Origin of the sequence: Thermaurantiacus tibetensis, from assembly GCF_015354055.1 — a bacterium.
In the GTDB taxonomy this organism is placed as follows: Bacteria; Pseudomonadota; Alphaproteobacteria; order Sphingomonadales; family Sphingomonadaceae; genus Thermaurantiacus; species Thermaurantiacus tibetensis.
Genome location: NZ_JACHTM010000003.1, coordinates 277,501 through 294,385, shown reverse-complemented (window position 1 = coordinate 294,385; position 16,885 = coordinate 277,501). Strand labels below are relative to the sequence as shown.

The following is a 16,885-nucleotide window of genomic DNA, read 5'->3' as shown; positions in this document are numbered from 1 at the left end:
CCCCCGCTTCCCGCTAGCCGGACAGCCCGCCCGGAACCTGTTTTCGAGCGTCCGAGGATGCACGCCGGTCAGCGAGGCTTCGCCCGCCGGCGCGCTTGGCATTTGGGTGCGCGGCCCAAGCCGCGAAGGAAGGAAGCGCCGGCGTGTTCGAAAGCCTGTCCGATCGCCTGAACGCGGTCTTCGACAAGCTGCGCGGCCGCGGCGCACTGAGCGAGCTCGAGGTCCGCGCGGCCATGCGCGAGGTGCGCATCGCCCTCCTCGAGGCCGACGTCGCGCTCCCCGTCGTCCGCAGCTTCATCGACAGGGCGACCGAACGCGCCGTCGGCGCGGAGGTGCTGAAGTCCGTCACGCCGGGCCAGCAGGTCGTCAAGATCGTCCACGACACGCTCGTCGAGACGCTGGGGGCCGAGGCAGCGGACCTTGCCGTCGACGTGCCGCCGCCCGCCATCGTCATGATGGTGGGGCTCCAGGGCTCGGGCAAGACGACGACGACGGCCAAGCTCGCAAAGCACCTTGCCGAGAAGCGCCGCAAGAAGGTGCTGATGGCCTCGCTCGACGTGAACCGGCCGGCGGCCCAGCAGCAGCTCGCCATCCTCGGCGAGCAGGCGAAGGTGGCGACGCTGCCCATCATCCCCGGCCAGCAGCCGACCGACATCGCCCGCCGCGCCCGGGAAGCGGCCCGGCTTCAGGGCTTCGATGTCCTCCTCCTCGACACTGCCGGCCGGCTCCATGTGGACGAGCAGCTCATGGCCGAGATGGAGGCGGTGGCGGCAGCGACTGCGCCGCACGAGGTGCTGCTCGTCGTCGATGCGCTGACCGGCCAGGATGCCGTCAATGTCGCGGCGAGCTTTACCGGCCGCGTGCCGCTCACCGGCGTGATCCTCACGCGCATGGACGGCGACGCGCGCGGCGGCGCGGCCCTCTCGATGCGGGAGGTGACGGGCAAGCCCATCAAGTTCGTCGGCACCGGCGAGAAGCTCGACGCGCTCGAGCCCTTCCACCCTGAGCGCGCGGCAGGCCGCATCCTCGGCATGGGCGACGTGGTGAGCCTCGTCGAGCGCGCGGCCGAGACGCTGGATGCCGCCGAGGCCGAGCGGATGGCAGCGAAGCTCGCCAAGGGCGGCTTCGACATGACCGACCTCCTCGCCCAGTTCCGGCAGATGAAGCGGATGGGCGGGCTCGGCGTGCTCGCCTCCCTGCTGCCGGGGCTCGGCAAGGCGCAGGCCGCCATGAAGCAGGCCGGCGTCGATGACCGCACCATCGGCCGGATGGAGGCGATCATCCTCTCGATGACTCCGAAGGAGCGGGCCCGCCCCGAGATCCTGAACGCGCGGCGCAAGATCCGCATCGCCAAGGGCTCGGGCACCACCGTCCAGGAGGTCAACCGCCTGCTCAAGATGCACGCCGACATGGCAACCGCCATGAAGCGGCTGAAGAAGATGGGCGGCATGAAGGCGCTCGCAGGGCTGTTCGGCGGCGGGGCAGAGGCGGGGGCCGCGCCCCCGCCAGGCCTGCTTCCACCCGGCCTTCCCCCCGGGCTCGGCGGGCCCGGGCTTCCGCCGGGCCTGCCCGGCAACATCCGTTTCAAGCGATAGGAGACACCTGATGGCACTTTCGATCCGGCTGGCGCGCGGCGGCGCCAAGAAGCGGCCGGTCTACCGCATCGTCGTGGCCGACAGCCGCAGCCCCCGCGACGGCCGCTTCATCGAGAAGCTCGGCACCTACAACCCGTTGCTCCCGAAGGACTCGGAGCAGCGCGTCACGCTCGATGCCGAGCGGGCGCGGGAATGGCTGGCGAAGGGTGCGCAGCCGACCGACCGGGTCGCCCGCTTCCTCGACGCCGCCGGAGTCCGCCCCCGGCCCGCGCGGATGAACCCGAAGAAGGGCGAGCCCGGCGAGAAGGCGAAGGAACGGGCCGAGGCCCGCGCGGCGAAGGCGGCCGCGGCCGCCGAGGCTTCGGCCGAGGGTGCCGACGCCTGAGGCGGGCGAGAGAGGGGCGGGCCACGCAGGGGCGGGCCCGGCCGAGGCGGGTTCCGCCGGGCGGCCGGTTGCGCTGGCCGCCGTCGCCGGCGCCCACGGCATCCGCGGCGAGGTCCGCCTGAAGCTCTTCGCCGAGAGCCTCGCGAGCTTCGCTGCCCACCGCACGTTCGACGCCGGCGGCCGCACGCTCACCCTCGAGGCAGTGCGGGAGGGACCTTCCGGCCCCATCGCCCGCTTTGCCGAGGTGGTCGATCGCTCCGCAGCCGAGGCGCTGCGCGGCGCCGAGCTCACGGTGCCGCGCGCGGCGCTGCCGCCGCTTTGCGAAGGCGAAGTTTACTGGGTGGATCTCATCGGCCGCGCGGTCGTGACGCCCGATGGCGCGCCTGCCGGCCGGGTGGTGGCCATGGCGAACTATGGCGCCTCGGACCTTCTCGAGGTGGCCCGGCCCGACGGCCGCACCGTGCTCGTGCCGTTCACCCGCGAGGCCGTGCCCAAGCTTGCCGACCCCCTCGTCATCGACCCGGTCTGGCTCGAGGTCTGAGATGGCGGCCCCCTGGCACGCCAGCGTCATCACTCTCTTTCCCGGGATGTTCCCGGGCCCGCTGGGTGAGAGCCTTGCCGGCCGGGCACTCGCCGAAGGGGTCTGGTCGCTCGAGACCCTGCAGCTGCGCGACTTCGCGACCGACCGCCACCGCTCGGTCGACGACACGCCGGCCGGCGGCGGCCCTGGCATGGTGCTCCGCGTCGACGTGATGGCCCGCGCCGTCGACGCCGCGCGCGCCCGTCACCCCGGGCTTCCCGTCCTCGCCCCCACGCCGCGGGGGCCACGCCTCACCCAGGCGCGCGTCCGCGCGCTCGCCGGAGGGCCTGGCGTCATCCTGCTGTGCGGCCGGTTCGAGGGCCTCGACGAGCGCATCTTCGCCGCCCGCCAGGTCGAGCCCTTCTGCCTTGCCGACATCGTGCTCTCAGGGGGCGAGATCGCCGCCCTTGCCCTCCTCGATGCTTGCGTCCGCCTTCTCCCCGGCGTAATGGGCGCGGCCCAGAGCGGGGTCGAGGAAAGCTTCGAGACCGGGCTTCTCGAGCACCCGCACTACACGCGCCCCCTCGACTTCGAGGGGCATGGCATTCCGGAGGTGTTGCGCTCCGGGAACCATGGAGCGGTCGAAGCCTGGCGTCGCGCCCGGGCGGAGAGCGATACCCGGGCATGGCGGCCCGACCTGTGGGAGGCGCACCTGAAGGCCACCCCCGCATCGCCGCCCTCTGCCGCGCAACGGCAACGCCGCCCCAAGGGTCCGGGCGGCGACGGAGACGAACGATGAACCTGCTGCAGACGATCGAGGCCGAACAGATCGCGAAGCTCGCCGCGCGGCGGCCGGTGCCGGAGTTCCGCGCCGGGGACACGCTCCGCGTGGGGGTGAAGGTCAAGGAAGGGGACCGCACCCGCATCCAGTATTTCGAGGGCGTGTGCATCGCCCGCTCGAACAAGGGGATGGGCTCCAACTTCACGGTGCGCAAGGTGAGCTTCGGCGAAGGGGTGGAGCGCGTCTTCCCGCTCTATTCGCCCGCGATCGAGTCGATCGAGGTCGTCCGCCGCGGCGTCGTCCGCCGCGCGAAGCTCTACTATCTGCGCGGCAGGTCGGGGAAGTCGGCCCGGATCGCCGAGCGCCGCGATGCCCGGGCCGGCGCGGAGGCCGCGCCCGGCACGTCCGCCGAGGCCGGCGCGGACTCGGGCGCCGAAGCCTGAGCCCGGCAAGCGGCACCATCGAGGCGGGCGTGCACCGGTTTCCGGTGCGCGTCTACTTCGAGGACACCGACCTCTCCGGCATCGTCTACCACGCCAACTACCTCCGGTTCATGGAGCGGGCGCGGTCCGACCTGCTGCGCCTTCTCGGAATCGACCAGCGCGCTGCCTTCGCGGCCGGCACCGGCGTCTATGCGGTGGCCGACATGGCGCTGCGCTTCGCCGCGCCCGCCCGGCTCGACGACGATCTCGTGGTCGAGACCCGCTGCCTCGGCGTGGGTGCGGCAACCGTCACCATGGACCAGCGCATCCGCCGCGGAGAGGAGCGCCTCGTCGAGGCCCGCGTGCGCGCCGCCTTCCTCGGCCCCGACGGCCGGCCGCGCCGGCAGCCGGCCCATTGGCTCCGCCTCTATCGCGCCTTGAGCGGCTCCGTTCAGGCCGCATAAAGAGCAGGCGCAACAGGGGCGGCGGCCCCGGCGGCGCAACCGTGGTCCTGGCGGTCTCGGCGGGCAGCGGGTCGGGAAACCGGAGAGGCGGAAAGGCACGCGTGGACAAGCTGGTGATGACCCCGGCGGCCGGCATGTCGCCGCTCGCGCTCTTTCTCGAGGCCGACATCGTCGTGAAGCTGGTGATGCTCGGGCTGCTCGCGGCCTCGGTCTGGTCGTGGGCCATCATCCTCGAGCGCTCCCGCCTGCTCGCCCGCCTCCGCCGCGAGGTCGCCCAGTTCGAGGCCCGCTTCTGGAACGCGCGGACGCTCGACGACATCGGCGGCGGGCGTGGCGATCACCCGGCCGCCGCGCTGTTCCGCGCCGGCATGGACGAGTGGAAGGCCTCGACCGATGGCCGCCGCGTCATCGACCGCGAGGGCGTTCGGGCCCGCCTCGCCAGCGTGATGGCGGCCTCGATCGACCGCTCGGTCTCCGACCTCTCCGACCGGCTCAACGTGCTGGCAACGATCGGCGCGGTCGCCCCCTTCGTTGGCCTGTTCGGCACGGTCTGGGGCATCATGCGCGCCTTCATCGCCATCGGCCAGACGCAGAACACGAGCCTCGCCGTCGTCGCACCCGGCATCGCCGAGGCGCTGTTCGCAACCGCCATCGGCCTGTTTGCCGCCATTCCCGCCGTCATCGGCTACAACCGCCTCCTCCATGTCATCTCGCGCCTCGAGGACCGGCTCCTGGCCTTCTCGGCGGCCTTCCACGCCATGCTCTCGCGCGAGCTCGACCAGGAGGGCGGCTGATGGCGATGGGCGTGCCGACTCTTTCCGGAGGGCGCGGCCGGCGGCGGCGGGCGCCCATGTCGGAGATCAACGTGACGCCGCTCGTCGACGTGATGCTGGTTCTCCTCATCATCTTCATGGTGGCAGCCCCGCTTCTGGTGACGGGGACGGCTGTCGACCTGCCGGAGACGTCGGCCAAGGCTCTTCCCGCCGATGACGAGCCGCTGGCCATCACGCTCACGCGCACGGGCGAGCGGCAGATCGGCGAGGAGACCCTCGCGCCCGAGGCCTTCGCGGCCCGTCTGGCTGCCATCCGCGCCGCGCGGGGACCCGAGGCGAGGGTCGTGATCCGCGCCGATGCCGCCATTCCCTATGGCGAGGTCGCCGCGCTTCTTGCCGACGTGACCGGCGCCGGCTTCACCCGCGTCGCGCTCGTCAACCGCCCGCGGCGCGAGCCCGCGAGCTCCCGGTGACCGAAGGCCGCGCGCTCGCCGTCGCTGCGGCCGGGCACCTTGCGCTGCTCGCCGCGCTGTCGCTTGCAATCCGCCACGCGCCGCCGCCCTTTGCCGGCGATGACGTGACGCCGGTCGAGTTCGTGGAGATCGGCCCGGTCACCTCAACCCCCGCGCCCGCGCCGCCTGCGCCGCCTGCGCCCGCGCCCGAGCCGCTCGCGCCGCCCGAGCCCGAGCCGCTCGCGCCGCCAGCGCCGCCGCCCGAGCTTGCCCCAGCTCCGGCGCCGGCACCGCCCCCCGTTCCGCGTGACCGCGCGCCGCAGGAGGCGGTGCCGCGCGAGCCGGAGCGCCCCCAGTTGCGCCCCGCGCCCGCGCCCGCGCCCGCGACAGCGCCGCAGCCGTTCGACGCCCGCGCGCTCGAGGCCCTCATCGACCGCTCTGCCACGAAGAGCCCCCGCCGCCCGCCCCGGGGCATCGAGGCAGGGGCTGAGGGCGCGGCGCCGGGTGCGCCAGGCCCGCGGGCGCTCGCCACCCTCGAGGCTGCCATTCGCGCGCAGATCGCGCCCTGCTGGAACCCGCCGGTGGGCGGCGAGGACGTGAAGGGCATGACGGTGGTGCTCCGCATCCGCCTCAACCGCGACGGTTCGCTCGCCGCGCCGCCCGAGTTCGTGAGCCAGACCGGCGCGACCGAGGCCAACGCGGCCTATGCCCGCGCCTTCGTCGAGACGGCCCGGCGCGCGGTCCTGCGCTGCACGCCGCTCGAGCTTCCGCCCGAGCTCTACCGCGAGTGGCGGGAGTTCGAGCTCAACTTCGACCCGAGGATGCTGACCTGATGCCCCGTGCCCCGCTGCTCCGCCGCCTCGCGTGCGCCCTGCTCCCCCTCCTTGCCGCGCCAGCTGCGGCCCAGCTCCGGGTCGACATCACCGAGGGGATTGCAGCCCCCATGCCGATCGCGGTGCCTGTCTTCCCGACACCGGCGAATGTGCCGACGCCGGCGGGCGACACCGCGGCGCTTGGCGACAGCATCTCGCGCATCATCACGTCCAACCTCCAGGGCTCGGGCCTGTTCCGCCCGGTGGACCGCGCTGCGCTTCCGCGCCCCACCGCGCCCGAGATCCTGCGGCCGGCCTTCTTCGCCTACCGCACGCTTGCCGCCCAGGCGCTTGTCTCCGGCACCGTCACCGCCAACCCCGACGGCACCCTGACGCTTTCCTGCTACCTCCACGACGTCTTCTCGGAAGAAGAGCTCGCCCGCCAGGGCTTCACCGTGCCGGTTGCCGGCTGGCGCCGCGCCGCCCACAAGTGCTCCGACCTCGTCTACGCCCGCCTCACCGGCGAGAGCGGCTATTTCGACACCCGCATCGTCTACGTCTCCGAGGCCGGTCCGCGCACGAACCGCGTGAAGCGCCTGGCCATCATGGACCAGGATGGCGCCAACCACCGCTTCCTGACCGGCGGCCAGAACCTGGTGCTGACCCCGCGCTTCGCTCCCAACCAGCAGACCATCAGCTACATGAGCTACGAGGGCAACCGGCCGCGCGTCTGGCTCTACACCCTGGGCTCGGGCCGGCAGGAAGCGGTCGGCACCTTTCCGTCGATGACCTTCGCGCCCTCCTTCACGCCCGACGGCAGCCGGCTGCTCTTCTCGGTGATGAGCCAGGGCAATGCCGACATCCACATGCTCGACCTCGCCAGCCGCACCAGCCGCAGGCTGACGAGCGCAAGCGCGATCGACACCTCGCCCAGCATGAGCCCCGACGGCCGCCGCATCGTCTTCGAGAGCGACCGGGGTGGAACCCAGCAGCTCTACGTGATGAACGCGGATGGCACGGGTGCCACCCGGATCACCTTCGGCGAGGGGCGTGCGGCGAGCCCGGCCTGGAGCCCGAGGGGCGATCTCATCGCCTTCGTCCGCATCCGCGGCGGCCAGTTCCGGATCGCCGTCATCCGCCCGGACGGTACCGGCGAGCGGCTCTTGACCGACGGCTGGCAGGACGAGAACCCGACCTGGTCGCCGAACGGGCGCGTGATCCTCTTCGCGCGCACCGAGCGCAACGGGCGGTCGACCCTGCGCTCGGTCGATCTGACCGGCCGCAACGAGCGGCTGATCCCGACGCCGCTCGAGGCAAGCGACCCGTCGTGGAGCTCCCTCCTTCCCTGATTTCCGGGACAGGCGTTTCGCCCGCCAAGCTTCATTTCCCGTGCAGGAAAGAAAGGCTAGGGCAGGGGTCGGGCAGGCACTCTCTCGGGCCTTGGCTGCGAGGGGGTGCGGACAGGACGGAAGAAGGGGACACGCCATGTCGCGAAGGCTCGCTCTGGCTCTGGTGGCAGCAACGGTTGCGCTCGCAGGCTGTGCGCGCAAGCGCGAGGATCTGCCGCCCCCGCCGCCGCCGGCAACTGCGCCCGTGGTGCCGGCCGAGCCTGTGCCCCCGCCGCCTGCCGTGGGAACGACCGCCGTGCCCGGGAGCATGGCCGACTTTCTTGCCCGCGCCGGCTCGGACCGCGTGTTCTTCGGCTTCGACCGCTACGACCTCGATGCCGACGCGCGCGCGACCCTCGACCGCCAGGCGGCCTGGCTGCGCCAGTATCCGGCCGTCCGCGTGACCATCGAGGGCCATGCCGACGAGCGGGGCACGCGCGAGTACAACCTGGCGCTCGGCGAACGCCGGGCCAATGCCGTTCGCACCTACCTTGCCGCCAATGGCGTGGCCGCCTCGCGCATGACGGTGATCAGCTACGGCAAGGAGCGGCCTGCGGTCGACGGCTCGAACGAGGAGGCATGGGCGCAGAACCGGCGCGCCGTCACCGTCCTCGTCTCGGGCATGGCCGGCTGATCCTGACCCCGGCGGTCGGATTTCCGGCTTTCCCCTTCGGCGGGGGCGCGCTATAGCGGAGCGGCGGCAGCCCGCAGAGCCGGGAGGCCGGTGTGATGGCATCCTGGAGAGGGGCATGAGCGTTCGCCCGTGGCGCGACATCGTCCGGCGCAAGAGCCGGCAGATCATGGTGGGCCGCGTGCCGGTGGGGGGTGATGCGCCCATCACCGTCCAGACCATGACCAACACGCCGACCGAGGACGCGAAGGCGACCATCGACCAGATCCGCCGCTGCGAGGAGGTCGGCGCCGATATCATCCGCGTCTCCTGCCCGACCGAGGAGGCGACGCGCGCCTTCCGCCTCATCACCCGGGCCGCCCGCGTGCCCATCGTCGCCGACATCCACTTCCACTACCGGCGCGCGCTCGAGGCCGCCGACGCGGGCGCCGCCTGCCTTAGGATCAATCCCGGCAACATCGGCTCGATGGAGCGGGTGAAGGAAGTGGTGCGCGCCGCCAAGGCCAACGGCTGCGCCATCCGCATCGGCGTCAATGCCGGCAGCCTCGAGAAGCATCTGCTCGAGAAATATGGCGAGCCCTGCCCCGAGGCCCTTGTCGAGTCCGCGCTCGAGCACGCGAAGCTTCTGGAAGACTGCGACTTCCACGAATTCAAGATCAGCGTGAAGGCGTCCGACGTGTTCCTGGCGGTGGCGGCCTACAACGAGCTCGCCGCCCGCACCGACTATCCCCTCCATCTCGGTATCACCGAGGCGGGCGGGCTCATCGGCGGCACGGTCAAGTCGTCGATCGGGCTTGGCATGCTGCTCTGGGCCGGGATTGGTGACACCATCCGTGTCTCGCTCTCGGCCGAGCCCGAGGAGGAAGTGAAGGTCGGCTTCCACATCCTGAAGGCGCTCGGCATCCGCGCGCGCGGCGTGAAGATCGTCTCCTGCCCGTCCTGCGCGCGCCAGGGCTTCGATGTCATCCGCACCGTCGAGACGCTGGAGGCGCGGCTTGCCCACATCACCACGCCGCTCTCGCTTTCGGTCTTGGGCTGCGTCGTCAACGGCCCGGGCGAGGCGCGCGAGACCGACATCGGGCTCACCGGCGGCGGCAACGGCCGGCACATGGTCTATCTCTCGGGTGTCACCGACCATCATGTGACCGACGAGCGGATCATCGACCACATCGTCGAGCTGGTCGAGAAGAAGGCCGCCGAGATCGAGGCTGCCAACGCCGCCGCCCTCCGCGCCGCGGAGTAGGCTGGAGTGGGCTGAAGCCGGCCGGCGCGACGCCCTCGCCCACGGCTTCCAGGGGGGCGTGTCTCGGGATCGGCAGCCCGTGGCCGAGCCGGCCGTCTGTCGTCGCTCTCCTTTCGCGACCTCTTCGGGCGGCCAGACGTCGCGTGCAGGGACGAACCGCCCTGCCTCTCCTCGCTGGCTGCGGCGTCGCGCAGCTTCGTCTCGGGCAGGACATCGGCACGGAAGCGCGCCCGGTCCCGGGTGTGCCTACGGGATTGCTGAGCAGGCCCACCCGGTGCGACGGTGCTCCGAAGGGACAGGGCAGGGGCTGCCTGGGCCGCTAGGGAATGGCCGGCCCGGGCCGGAGCCTGACGTGCGTGACCGCCCACGCCGGGCCGAGTTCCGCCTGCAGCCGCGCTGCCAGGAGATCGCCCGTCGCATTGTGCCCGGCGAGGTCGAAATCCGGGTCGTCCTCGGGGTAGAGATACTCCTGCCCGGGCCTGAACGAGCTCCAGGCCCGGCCCCAGGCAAGCAGGGCGGCCTCGAGATCCTCCGAGATCGGCCACTCGCCGGGCGTGGAGCCCAGGCCCTCGTGGTTCCAGATCAGCAAGTCCAGCCCCCTTCCTCGGGAAAGAGGCGCAGGCTCCGCTCGCCGGGACCCAGCAGCCCCCAGGGCGAAACCAACGGGCCATCCCGTTCCGTCATGCGTCCCTCCGGCCATTGTCGCCGTCCTGCTCCCGGCCGCCGCGCTGACCTCCGCGCGCTCCTGGTGTCGTCAGTCCGTTGCCGTCTGGCACCATGCCCCGGCCGCGCACCCGTGCGAAGCCTGCGAAGGCTGGTCACTCCCGAGGCGATCGCAGCCGACGTCAGACCGGGGCGCCGAGGTGTTCCTTGGGCGTCACCTCGAGTTCGCCGGCCTTCACCTTCTCGGCGCGCTCGATTGCCGCCAGGATCAGCCGCTCGGCTTTCGCACGGCCCCGCCATCCCTCGCATCGCACCCACTTGCCGGGTTCGAGATCCTTGTAGTGGGTGAAGAAATGCTCGACCTGCTTCAAGAGGATGTCGGGCAGGTCGGAGAATTCCTGGACGTCGGTGTAATAGGGGTGGAGGGTGTCGACGGGCACGGCCAGCACCTTCTCGTCGGGCCCCTTGTCGTCGGTCATCATGAGCACGCCGACCGGTCGCACCCGGGCGATGCAGCCGGGCACGAAGGGCGTGCCTGCCACCACCAGCACGTCGATCGGGTCGCCATCTTCGGCCAGCGTGTGGGGGATGAAGCCGTAGTTGGCCGGGTAGCGCATGGCCGTGTGGACGATCCGGTCCACGAACAGGGCACCGCTCGCCTTGTCGAACTCGTACTTGACCGGCTCGCCGCCGAGCGGACATTCGATGATGACGTTGACGTCGGTCGGCGGCGCCTTGCCCACTGGCACCTGGTCGATGCGCATGGCACGCTCCCCTTCAGGTTCGGGAGTGAACCCTAGGCGCGCGGAGGTGGGGGCACAATGGGCGGTCCGGCGGTTGCATGGATCCTTCTTGTCATGGCCGGCCTGTTCGAGGTGGCCTTCACGACGTTCCTCCGCTTTGCCGACGGGTTCCGGAACCTCTGGCCCACGCTCGGCTTCCTCGCCTCGGCCACCTTGAGCTTCTTCTTCCTCGAGCGCGCGGCCCGCGCCATCCCCATCGGCCTTGCCTACGCCGTCTGGGTCGGCATCGGGGCGGTCGGCACCATCCTCGTCGGCCGGCTCTTCTTCGCCGAGCCCCTCTCGCCCGCCCAGCTCGCGCTGGTTGCCGTGCTGCTGGCCGCCATCGTCGGCCTGAGGCTTGTCACGCCTGCATGACCCCTCCCTGACCCTTCCCCGCGCCCGCCGCCGCTGCTAGGCGCCCGCCCCCATGAAGCCTCCGAAGCTCCAGGCCGTGCGCGGCATGCAGGACCTCGTCGGCGAGGCGGCGGCCCGGTTCGAGCGGGTGGTCGACGCGTTCCGCGAGGTCGGCCGCCGCTTCGGCTTCCGCCGGGTCGAGGTGCCGGTTGTCGAGTTCACCGCCGTCTTCGCCCGGACGCTGGGCGAGACCACCGATGTCGTCGCCAAGGAGATGTATACGTTCGACGATCGCGGCGGAGAGTCGCTCACGCTCCGCCCGGAATTCACCGCGGGCATCTGCCGGGCCTTCGTGGCGAACGGCTGGGCCCAGCATGTGCCGATGAAGCTCATGACGCACGGGCCGCTTTTCCGCTACGAGCGGCCGCAGAAGGGCCGGTACCGGCAGTTCCACCAGGTGGATGCGGAGGTCATCGGGGCTGCCGAGCCGCAGGCCGATGTCGAGCTGCTCGCGCTGGCCGACATGCTGCTCGCCGAGCTCGGCATCGGCGGGGTCACCCTCCAGCTCAACACGCTGGGCGACGCGGCGAGCCGTGCCGCCTGGCGCGAGGCGCTCGTCGCCCACTTCGCCGCCCACCGCGACGCGCTCTCCGATGACAGCCGCCGCCGGCTCGAGACCAACCCCTTGCGCATCCTCGACTCGAAGGACGAGGCTGACCGGGCGCTCGTGGCCGAGGCGCCGGTCATCGACTCCTTCCTCACCTCGGAGGCCGGCGCCTTCTTCGAGGCGGTGCAGCGCGGCCTTGCCGCTGCGGGCGTGGCCTTCGTCCGTGCCCCGCGGCTCGTTCGCGGCTTCGACTACTACCGCCATACCGCCTTCGAGTTCGTGACGGACCGGCTGGGCGCGCAGGGCACGGTCATCGGCGGTGGCCGCTACGATGGTCTCATCGAGGCGATGGGCGGCCCTCCGACCCCTGCGGTCGGCTGGGCGGGGGGCATCGAGCGGCTGATGGCGCTCTCTGCCGAACCGCCGCCCGAGCCGCTGCTCGCCGTGATCCCCGAAACGGCCGAAGCCGAGCCCGCGGCCGCCCGCGTCGCCCTGCAGCTGCGCCGGGCGGGGATCGCGACCGATTTCGCCTTCCGCGGCAACCAGAAGCGCCGCCGCGAGCTTGCCGCTCGGGCGGGCGCGACCGACCTGCTGTTCGTCCGCCCCGGCGAGGCACTCGAGCTCAACCTTGTCGGCGACTATCCGGATGAGTCCGCGCAGCGCGCGCGGGCGGCGGCGTTGCGCGCGGCCCTCCCTGAGGCACAGCTCCTCGTGCGCGGGGCGCCCGCATGACCATCCACCTGCCCGACCTGCGTCTCTCCCAGCTCGTGGAGCGCCACGCGGCGCTCGCCGAGGAGCTGGCCCGGCCCGACCTCTCGACGGAGCGCCTGATCGCGCTTTCGAAGGAGCGGGCAGACCTTGCACCGGTCGCCGAGGCGGCCGAGGCGCTTCTGGCCGCTCGTGCCGAGCGCGCCGCGCTCGAAGGGCTGCTGTCCGACCCGGCGACCGAGGCCGAGATGCGCGCGCTGGCCGCAGACGAGCTCGAGGCCCTGAAGGCGCGTCTTCCGGAGATGGAGCGGGCGCTTGCCCTCCGGCTCCTGCCGAAGGACGCGGCCGACGCCCGCTCGGCCATCCTCGAGATCCGCGCCGGCACCGGCGGTGACGAGGCCGCCCTCTTCGCCGGAGACCTCGCCCGCATGTACCAGCGCTACGCCGACCTCCACGGCTGGCGCGTCGAGCAGATCTCCGCCTCGCCCGCCGAGCTCGGCGGCTTCCGCGAGATCGTCTTCGCGATCGAAGGGGAGGGCGTGTTCGCGCGCCTCAAGTTCGAGAGCGGCGTGCACCGGGTGCAGCGCGTGCCGGTGACCGAGGCGGGCGGGCGCATCCACACTTCGGCGGCGACCGTCGCCGTGCTGCCCGAGGCCGGGGAGGTGGACGTCCAGATCGACGAGAAGGACCTGCGGATCGACGTGTTCCGCTCGTCGGGGCCGGGCGGCCAGTCGGTCAATACGACCGATTCGGCCGTGCGCATCACCCACCTGCCCACCGGCATCGTCGTGTCCCAGCAGGACGAGAAGTCGCAGCACAAGAACAAGGCCAAGGCCATGAAGGTGCTGCGCTCGCGCCTGTTCGAGCTGGAGCGGGAGAAGCAGGCCGCAGCCCGCGCCGATGCGCGTCGGTCGATGGTGGGCTCGGGAGACCGCTCCGAGCGGATCCGGACCTACAACTTTCCCCAGGGGCGCGTGACCGACCACCGCATCAACCTCACCCTGCACCGGCTGCCCGAGGTGCTGGAGGGAACCGCGCTCGACGAGCTGGTCTCCGCCCTCGTGGCCGAGGATGAGGCGGCGCGTCTTGCTGCCATGGAGTCGTGAGCGGGAAGGCGCCCGGCGCCGCCCCAGACGGTGCCGACCGGCGCGCCCTGCTGCGTGCGGCAGCGGGGACGCTGCCGGGCCCGACGCCCCTGCTCGATGCCGAGCTGCTGCTCGCCCATGCGCTCGGCGAGGAGCGGCTCGAGATGCTGCTCAAGGCGGATCCTGTTCCCCACGAGGCGCGGGTGAGGTTCGAGGCGCTGGTCGCGCGCAGGCGGGCGCACGAGCCCGTGGCGTACATCACGGGGACGAAGGAATTCTGGTCGCTGCCGCTTGCCGTCACGCCTGCCGTACTGATTCCCCGGCCCGACAGCGAGACGCTCGTCGAGGCAGCCCGTGAGGCGCTGGCCGATGCAGCGCCGGCGCAGGTCCTCGACCTCGGCACTGGCTCGGGCGCGCTTCTGCTTGCCGCGCTGTCGCTCTGGCCCGAGGCGAGGGGGCTCGGCATCGACTGCTCGGCCGACGCGCTCGCGGTGGCCCGCGCCAACGCCCTGCGTCTCGGCTTTGCGCCCCGCGCCGATTTCCGGGTAGGCAACTGGGGGGAAGGCCTTGCCGGCCCCTTCGACCTCGTGCTGGCAAACCCGCCCTATGTGGCCGAGGGCGCGGACCTGCCGCCGGATGTCGCAGGCCACGAGCCGGCGTCGGCGCTGTTCGCCGGCCCGGACGGGCTCGACGCCATCCGTCGCATCCTTCCCGATCTTCCGCGCCTGCTTGCGCCTTCGGGCGTTGCGGTCCTCGAGCTCGACCCCGGGCAGGTGGAGGCCGCAACCGCCCTCGCTGCGGCGGCGGGGCTGGCGGCCGAGATGCGTTCCGATCTTGCCGGGCGGCCGCGGGCGCTCCTCCTTCGCCCGCATCGGACACGCTTTGGGCTTGGCAACGCGCCACTGACCCGGTAGACGGTCGGGGAGGTTGGCGCCCCCGCGGCTGGTGCCGATGGGGCTTCCCGCGCGGAACGGCAGGCCAGACGCCGGGCAGCGGCCGGGGCGCCTCTCGCAGGATCGCTGGAAACCTGCTGCGCCCGCTTCGCGCGGCTTGGCAACGTCTGGCAACCGCCCGCGGCACGCCATGTGCGGCTCCGGGCGCTTGGGTGGCACACGAGGCAACCCTCTCGAACGAAGGTGCAGGGTTCGATCATGAACAACAGGCAGAACGGGCGCAGGCGCCGCGGTGGCGGGGGAGGCGGTTCGCCTCGGCCGATGGGCCAGAACCTCGGCGGTCAGGTCGGGAACCGGCTGGAAGTGCGCGTGCGCGGCAACGCCCACCAGCTTCTCGAGAAGTACAAGGTGCTTGCGCGCGATGCCCATCAGGCGGGAGACCGGGTGGCGGCCGAATATTACCTCCAGCACGCCGACCATTATTTCCGCGTTCTGAACGATAGTCGGATTCGCCAGGAGGAAATGCGGGCGCGGCGCGGCATGTTCGACCCGCTCGACGACGTGCTCGACGAGGACGAGGCGCCCGAGGGCGGGTTCGACCCGCCCCCTCCGTTCGGCACCGAACCGGTCGCCCGTGCCGAGGGTGCGCAACGCCACGACCGGCGGGATCGCAACCGCTTCGATCGGCCGCGAGAGCCCCTCCAAGGGTCCGAGCAGGCGGCAGCGGTCGCAGCCGCCGAGACCTCGGGCTCGCCGGACCTGGCGGCGGAGGCTGCCGAGACGATGTCCGATGGCGAGGCCGCGCTTCTCGCCTTCGGCGGTGCGCCGGCCGGAGCCGAAGGGCAGGCTGCCGAGGCGCCGCGGCCGGCCCGCCGCCGCGGGCGGCCGCGTCGCTCGGAGCCGGCGCCTGCCGAAGGCTGATGGCCGCAGCCCCACCGTCGCTCTTCCCGCTCGACGATCTGGCCGAAGCGCAAGCGGCGCTGTGGGCGCGCCTTGCGCGCGCCGTCCGCGACCGGCGCTCGCCGTGGCACACGCCGGCTGTCGCAACCGTCGCGGCCGACGGGGTGCCGAAGGCGCGGGTGATGGTGCTCCGCGCCGTTGACCAGGTGCGCGGCTGCTTCCGCCTCCACACCGACCGCCGCGCAGGCAAGGTCGCCGAGCTGGCTGCCACGCCGCGGGCGGCGCTCCTCTTCTACGATGCCGGGGCGCGGCTCCAGCTGCGCGTCGAGGGCCGCGCGCGAATCGAGACCGAGGGCGCGGAAGTCGATTCGGCCTGGGCAGCGAGCCGGCCCTTCAGCCGCCGCTGCTACACCGCGCCTCAAGCGCCGGGCACCGAGTCGCCAGGTCCTGCGTCCGGCCTTCCTCCCCATCTCGAAACGCGCGAGCCGACGCTTGCCGAAAGCGAGGCCGGGCGCGGCAATTTCGCGATTCTCCTGCTCGAGGCCGAGCGGCTCGAGTTCCTTCACCTGGCCTTCACCGGCCACCGCCGCGGCGTTTTCCTGCGGGATGAGACAGGCTGGGAAGGACGCTGGCTCATTCCCTGAAGGAGCCGTCCGCCTCCCCGTCGATACCGCTGCGGCTGGAGAGGAACAGGAGGCTCATCAGCACGCCAGCGAGCGCGAACGTAAGGATGATCGCGCTCGAGACGGCCAGGATCAGGTGCAGCCTGAGCGGCGTGCCGGTCGCGTGAAGCCAGGCGAGCGCGAGCCCCGCCACGACGCCGCCGGCGGCGGCCGCGATTCGCCGCAACTGGCGCGCGGCAGAACGGGCGTCCGTTGCAGCCGCGCGCGTGTGGCTTGCCTCTCGGGGTGCAGGCATGGCTTTGCAATCGCCGCATCTTGCGCGACACTCAAGGGCGCGGTCGGGGAGGACCGCAGGAAACCAGGCGGGAGGTCGACATGGGGATTGCCTCGATTCTTCGGGAAAAGGGAAGCGATGTCGCGGTGATCGGAGCGGATGCGTCGCTGGCCGACGTGGTGTCGGAACTGGTGGTGCGGCGGATCGGGGCGCTGCTCGTCCTCGAGCGGGACGAGATCGTCGGTCTCGTGTCCGAGCGCGACGTGATCCGCGTGCTGGCGGCGGAAGGGGCGGCCGCGCTCGCGCGCCGTGCCCGTGATGCGATGACGGCCCCGGTCATCACCATCAGCCCGCACGACTCGGTCACCGCTGCCATGGAGCTGATGACCGACCGGCGGATCCGCCACCTGCCGGTGGTCGAGGATGGCCGCCTCGTCGGCATCGTCTCGATTGGCGACCTGGTGAAGCGGCGGATTGCGGAGGTGGAACAGGAGGCGCTGGCCCTCAAGGACTACATCGCCGCCGGCTGA

At 72.1% G+C, this 16,885-nt stretch carries 22 protein-coding genes; 19 read left to right on the top strand and 3 right to left on the bottom strand.

The window, feature by feature from the left end:
* Window positions 1-143 precede the first annotated feature (143 nt).
* The 12 genes from ffh (at window position 144) to ispG (ending at window position 9,466) form a co-directional block, all read left to right on the top strand.
* A complete protein-coding gene (ffh, locus tag H3H34_RS10025; protein WP_194745134.1) occupies window positions 144-1,595 on the top strand; it encodes a signal recognition particle protein in 1,452 nt (483 codons plus the stop codon).
* Between the two features lie 10 nt (window positions 1,596-1,605).
* The gene (gene rpsP / locus H3H34_RS10020; RefSeq protein ID WP_194745133.1) at window positions 1,606-1,980 is read left to right on the top strand and encodes a 30S ribosomal protein S16; all 375 of its coding nucleotides are present in this window, start codon (window positions 1,606-1,608) and stop codon (window positions 1,978-1,980) included.
* 73 nt (window positions 1,981-2,053) lie between these two features.
* Window positions 2,054-2,521 (top strand): ribosome maturation factor RimM, encoded by a 468-nt coding sequence (rimM, locus tag H3H34_RS10015; protein WP_207790900.1) that lies wholly within the window; start codon window positions 2,054-2,056, stop codon window positions 2,519-2,521.
* Window position 2,522: 1 nt separating this feature from the next.
* The gene (trmD, locus tag H3H34_RS10010) at window positions 2,523-3,299 is read left to right on the top strand and encodes a tRNA (guanosine(37)-N1)-methyltransferase TrmD (RefSeq protein WP_194751911.1); all 777 of its coding nucleotides are present in this window, start codon (window positions 2,523-2,525) and stop codon (window positions 3,297-3,299) included.
* Window positions 3,296-3,724 (top strand): 50S ribosomal protein L19, encoded by a 429-nt coding sequence (gene rplS, locus H3H34_RS10005; protein ID WP_194745130.1) that lies wholly within the window; start codon window positions 3,296-3,298, stop codon window positions 3,722-3,724. Before trmD ends, rplS begins: the two co-directional genes overlap by 4 nt.
* A 29-nt stretch (window positions 3,725-3,753) precedes the next feature.
* Window positions 3,754-4,167, top strand: coding sequence for a tol-pal system-associated acyl-CoA thioesterase (gene ybgC, locus H3H34_RS10000; RefSeq protein WP_328831811.1), 414 nt, complete (start codon window positions 3,754-3,756; stop codon window positions 4,165-4,167).
* A 116-nt stretch (window positions 4,168-4,283) separates the two neighbouring features.
* On the top strand, window positions 4,284-4,961 hold the full coding sequence (gene tolQ, locus H3H34_RS09995; protein WP_235945732.1) for a protein TolQ: 678 nt from the start codon (window positions 4,284-4,286) through the stop codon (window positions 4,959-4,961).
* Window positions 4,962-5,017: 56 nt separating this feature from the next.
* Entirely contained in the window at window positions 5,018-5,413 is a 396-nt protein-coding gene (locus H3H34_RS09990) for an ExbD/TolR family protein (RefSeq protein WP_235945663.1), read from the top strand.
* On the top strand, window positions 5,410-6,225 hold the full coding sequence (locus tag H3H34_RS09985; protein ID WP_194745128.1) for an energy transducer TonB: 816 nt from the start codon (window positions 5,410-5,412) through the stop codon (window positions 6,223-6,225). The genes H3H34_RS09990 and H3H34_RS09985 overlap by 4 nt, the downstream gene beginning before the upstream one ends.
* 14 nt (window positions 6,226-6,239) lie before the next feature.
* Window positions 6,240-7,553, top strand: a complete 1,314-nt coding sequence (gene tolB / locus H3H34_RS09980) for a Tol-Pal system beta propeller repeat protein TolB (RefSeq protein WP_235945729.1) — start codon at window positions 6,240-6,242, stop codon at window positions 7,551-7,553.
* Between the two features lie 136 nt (window positions 7,554-7,689).
* A complete protein-coding gene (gene pal, locus H3H34_RS09975; protein ID WP_194745126.1) occupies window positions 7,690-8,226 on the top strand; it encodes a peptidoglycan-associated lipoprotein Pal in 537 nt (178 codons plus the stop codon).
* 115 nt (window positions 8,227-8,341) lie between these two features.
* A complete protein-coding gene (ispG, locus tag H3H34_RS09970; RefSeq protein ID WP_194745125.1) occupies window positions 8,342-9,466 on the top strand; it encodes a flavodoxin-dependent (E)-4-hydroxy-3-methylbut-2-enyl-diphosphate synthase in 1,125 nt (374 codons plus the stop codon).
* 319 nt (window positions 9,467-9,785) lie between these two features.
* On the opposite strand, the gene H3H34_RS09965 is transcribed toward ispG, so the two are convergent.
* Both H3H34_RS09965 and ppa read right to left on the bottom strand, forming a co-directional pair.
* Entirely contained in the window at window positions 9,786-10,055 is a 270-nt protein-coding gene (locus H3H34_RS09965) for a hypothetical protein (RefSeq protein WP_194745124.1), read from the bottom strand.
* 256 nt (window positions 10,056-10,311) lie between these two features.
* Window positions 10,312-10,893, bottom strand: a complete 582-nt coding sequence (gene ppa, locus H3H34_RS09960; RefSeq protein WP_194745123.1) for an inorganic diphosphatase — start codon at window positions 10,891-10,893, stop codon at window positions 10,312-10,314.
* Window positions 10,894-10,950: 57 nt separating this feature from the next.
* On the opposite strand from ppa, the gene H3H34_RS09955 reads away from it, so the two are divergent.
* From H3H34_RS09955 to H3H34_RS09930, 6 genes are all read left to right on the top strand, one after another.
* Window positions 10,951-11,286 carry a DMT family transporter gene (locus H3H34_RS09955; RefSeq protein WP_194745122.1) on the top strand — a complete coding sequence of 112 codons (336 nt, stop codon included), beginning with the start codon at window positions 10,951-10,953 and terminating at the stop codon, window positions 11,284-11,286.
* 52 nt (window positions 11,287-11,338) lie between these two features.
* Complete coding sequence (gene hisS, locus H3H34_RS09950; RefSeq protein ID WP_194745121.1) at window positions 11,339-12,604, top strand: histidine--tRNA ligase; 1,266 nt, start codon at window positions 11,339-11,341, stop codon at window positions 12,602-12,604.
* Complete coding sequence (prfA, locus tag H3H34_RS09945) at window positions 12,601-13,686, top strand: peptide chain release factor 1 (RefSeq protein ID WP_194745120.1); 1,086 nt, start codon at window positions 12,601-12,603, stop codon at window positions 13,684-13,686. Before hisS ends, prfA begins: the two co-directional genes overlap by 4 nt.
* Window positions 13,683-14,579, top strand: coding sequence for a peptide chain release factor N(5)-glutamine methyltransferase (gene prmC / locus H3H34_RS09940; protein WP_408033955.1), 897 nt, complete (start codon window positions 13,683-13,685; stop codon window positions 14,577-14,579). Before prfA ends, prmC begins: the two co-directional genes overlap by 4 nt.
* 237 nt (window positions 14,580-14,816) lie before the next feature.
* Window positions 14,817-15,479 (top strand): DUF4167 domain-containing protein, encoded by a 663-nt coding sequence (locus H3H34_RS09935; protein WP_207790872.1) that lies wholly within the window; start codon window positions 14,817-14,819, stop codon window positions 15,477-15,479.
* Window positions 15,479-16,102 carry a pyridoxamine 5'-phosphate oxidase family protein gene (locus H3H34_RS09930; protein WP_194745119.1) on the top strand — a complete coding sequence of 208 codons (624 nt, stop codon included), beginning with the start codon at window positions 15,479-15,481 and terminating at the stop codon, window positions 16,100-16,102. The genes H3H34_RS09935 and H3H34_RS09930 overlap by 1 nt, the downstream gene beginning before the upstream one ends.
* On the opposite strand, the gene H3H34_RS09925 is transcribed toward H3H34_RS09930, so the two are convergent.
* A complete protein-coding gene (locus H3H34_RS09925; protein WP_194745118.1) occupies window positions 16,092-16,376 on the bottom strand; it encodes a hypothetical protein in 285 nt (94 codons plus the stop codon). The genes H3H34_RS09930 and H3H34_RS09925 overlap by 11 nt on opposite strands.
* 125 nt (window positions 16,377-16,501) lie before the next feature.
* Between H3H34_RS09925 and H3H34_RS09920 the strand changes: the two genes are divergently transcribed.
* Complete coding sequence (locus tag H3H34_RS09920) at window positions 16,502-16,885, top strand: CBS domain-containing protein (protein WP_328831805.1); 384 nt, start codon at window positions 16,502-16,504, stop codon at window positions 16,883-16,885.

Excerpts from the sequence above, each read along its gene's own strand:
- tolQ (WP_235945732.1), top strand. The coding sequence starts at position 4,284 with ATGACCCCGGCGGCCGGCATGTCGCCGCTCGCGCTCTTTCTCGAGGCC.
- H3H34_RS09925 (WP_194745118.1), bottom strand. The coding sequence starts at position 16,376 with ATGCCTGCACCCCGAGAGGCAAGCCACACGCGCGCGGCTGCAACGGAC.
- rpsP (WP_194745133.1), top strand. The coding sequence starts at position 1,606 with ATGGCACTTTCGATCCGGCTGGCGCGCGGCGGCGCCAAGAAGCGGCCG.
- rplS (WP_194745130.1), top strand. The coding sequence starts at position 3,296 with ATGAACCTGCTGCAGACGATCGAGGCCGAACAGATCGCGAAGCTCGCC.
- H3H34_RS09930 (WP_194745119.1), top strand. The coding sequence starts at position 15,479 with ATGGCCGCAGCCCCACCGTCGCTCTTCCCGCTCGACGATCTGGCCGAA.
- H3H34_RS09990 (WP_235945663.1), top strand. The coding sequence starts at position 5,018 with ATGTCGGAGATCAACGTGACGCCGCTCGTCGACGTGATGCTGGTTCTC.
- ispG (WP_194745125.1), top strand. The coding sequence starts at position 8,342 with ATGAGCGTTCGCCCGTGGCGCGACATCGTCCGGCGCAAGAGCCGGCAG.
- hisS (WP_194745121.1), top strand. The coding sequence starts at position 11,339 with ATGAAGCCTCCGAAGCTCCAGGCCGTGCGCGGCATGCAGGACCTCGTC.
- prfA (WP_194745120.1), top strand. The coding sequence starts at position 12,601 with ATGACCATCCACCTGCCCGACCTGCGTCTCTCCCAGCTCGTGGAGCGC.
- trmD (WP_194751911.1), top strand. The coding sequence starts at position 2,523 with ATGGCGGCCCCCTGGCACGCCAGCGTCATCACTCTCTTTCCCGGGATG.
- pal (WP_194745126.1), top strand. The coding sequence starts at position 7,690 with ATGTCGCGAAGGCTCGCTCTGGCTCTGGTGGCAGCAACGGTTGCGCTC.
- ppa (WP_194745123.1), bottom strand. The coding sequence starts at position 10,893 with ATGCGCATCGACCAGGTGCCAGTGGGCAAGGCGCCGCCGACCGACGTC.
- H3H34_RS09935 (WP_207790872.1), top strand. The coding sequence starts at position 14,817 with ATGAACAACAGGCAGAACGGGCGCAGGCGCCGCGGTGGCGGGGGAGGC.
- H3H34_RS09955 (WP_194745122.1), top strand. The coding sequence starts at position 10,951 with ATGGGCGGTCCGGCGGTTGCATGGATCCTTCTTGTCATGGCCGGCCTG.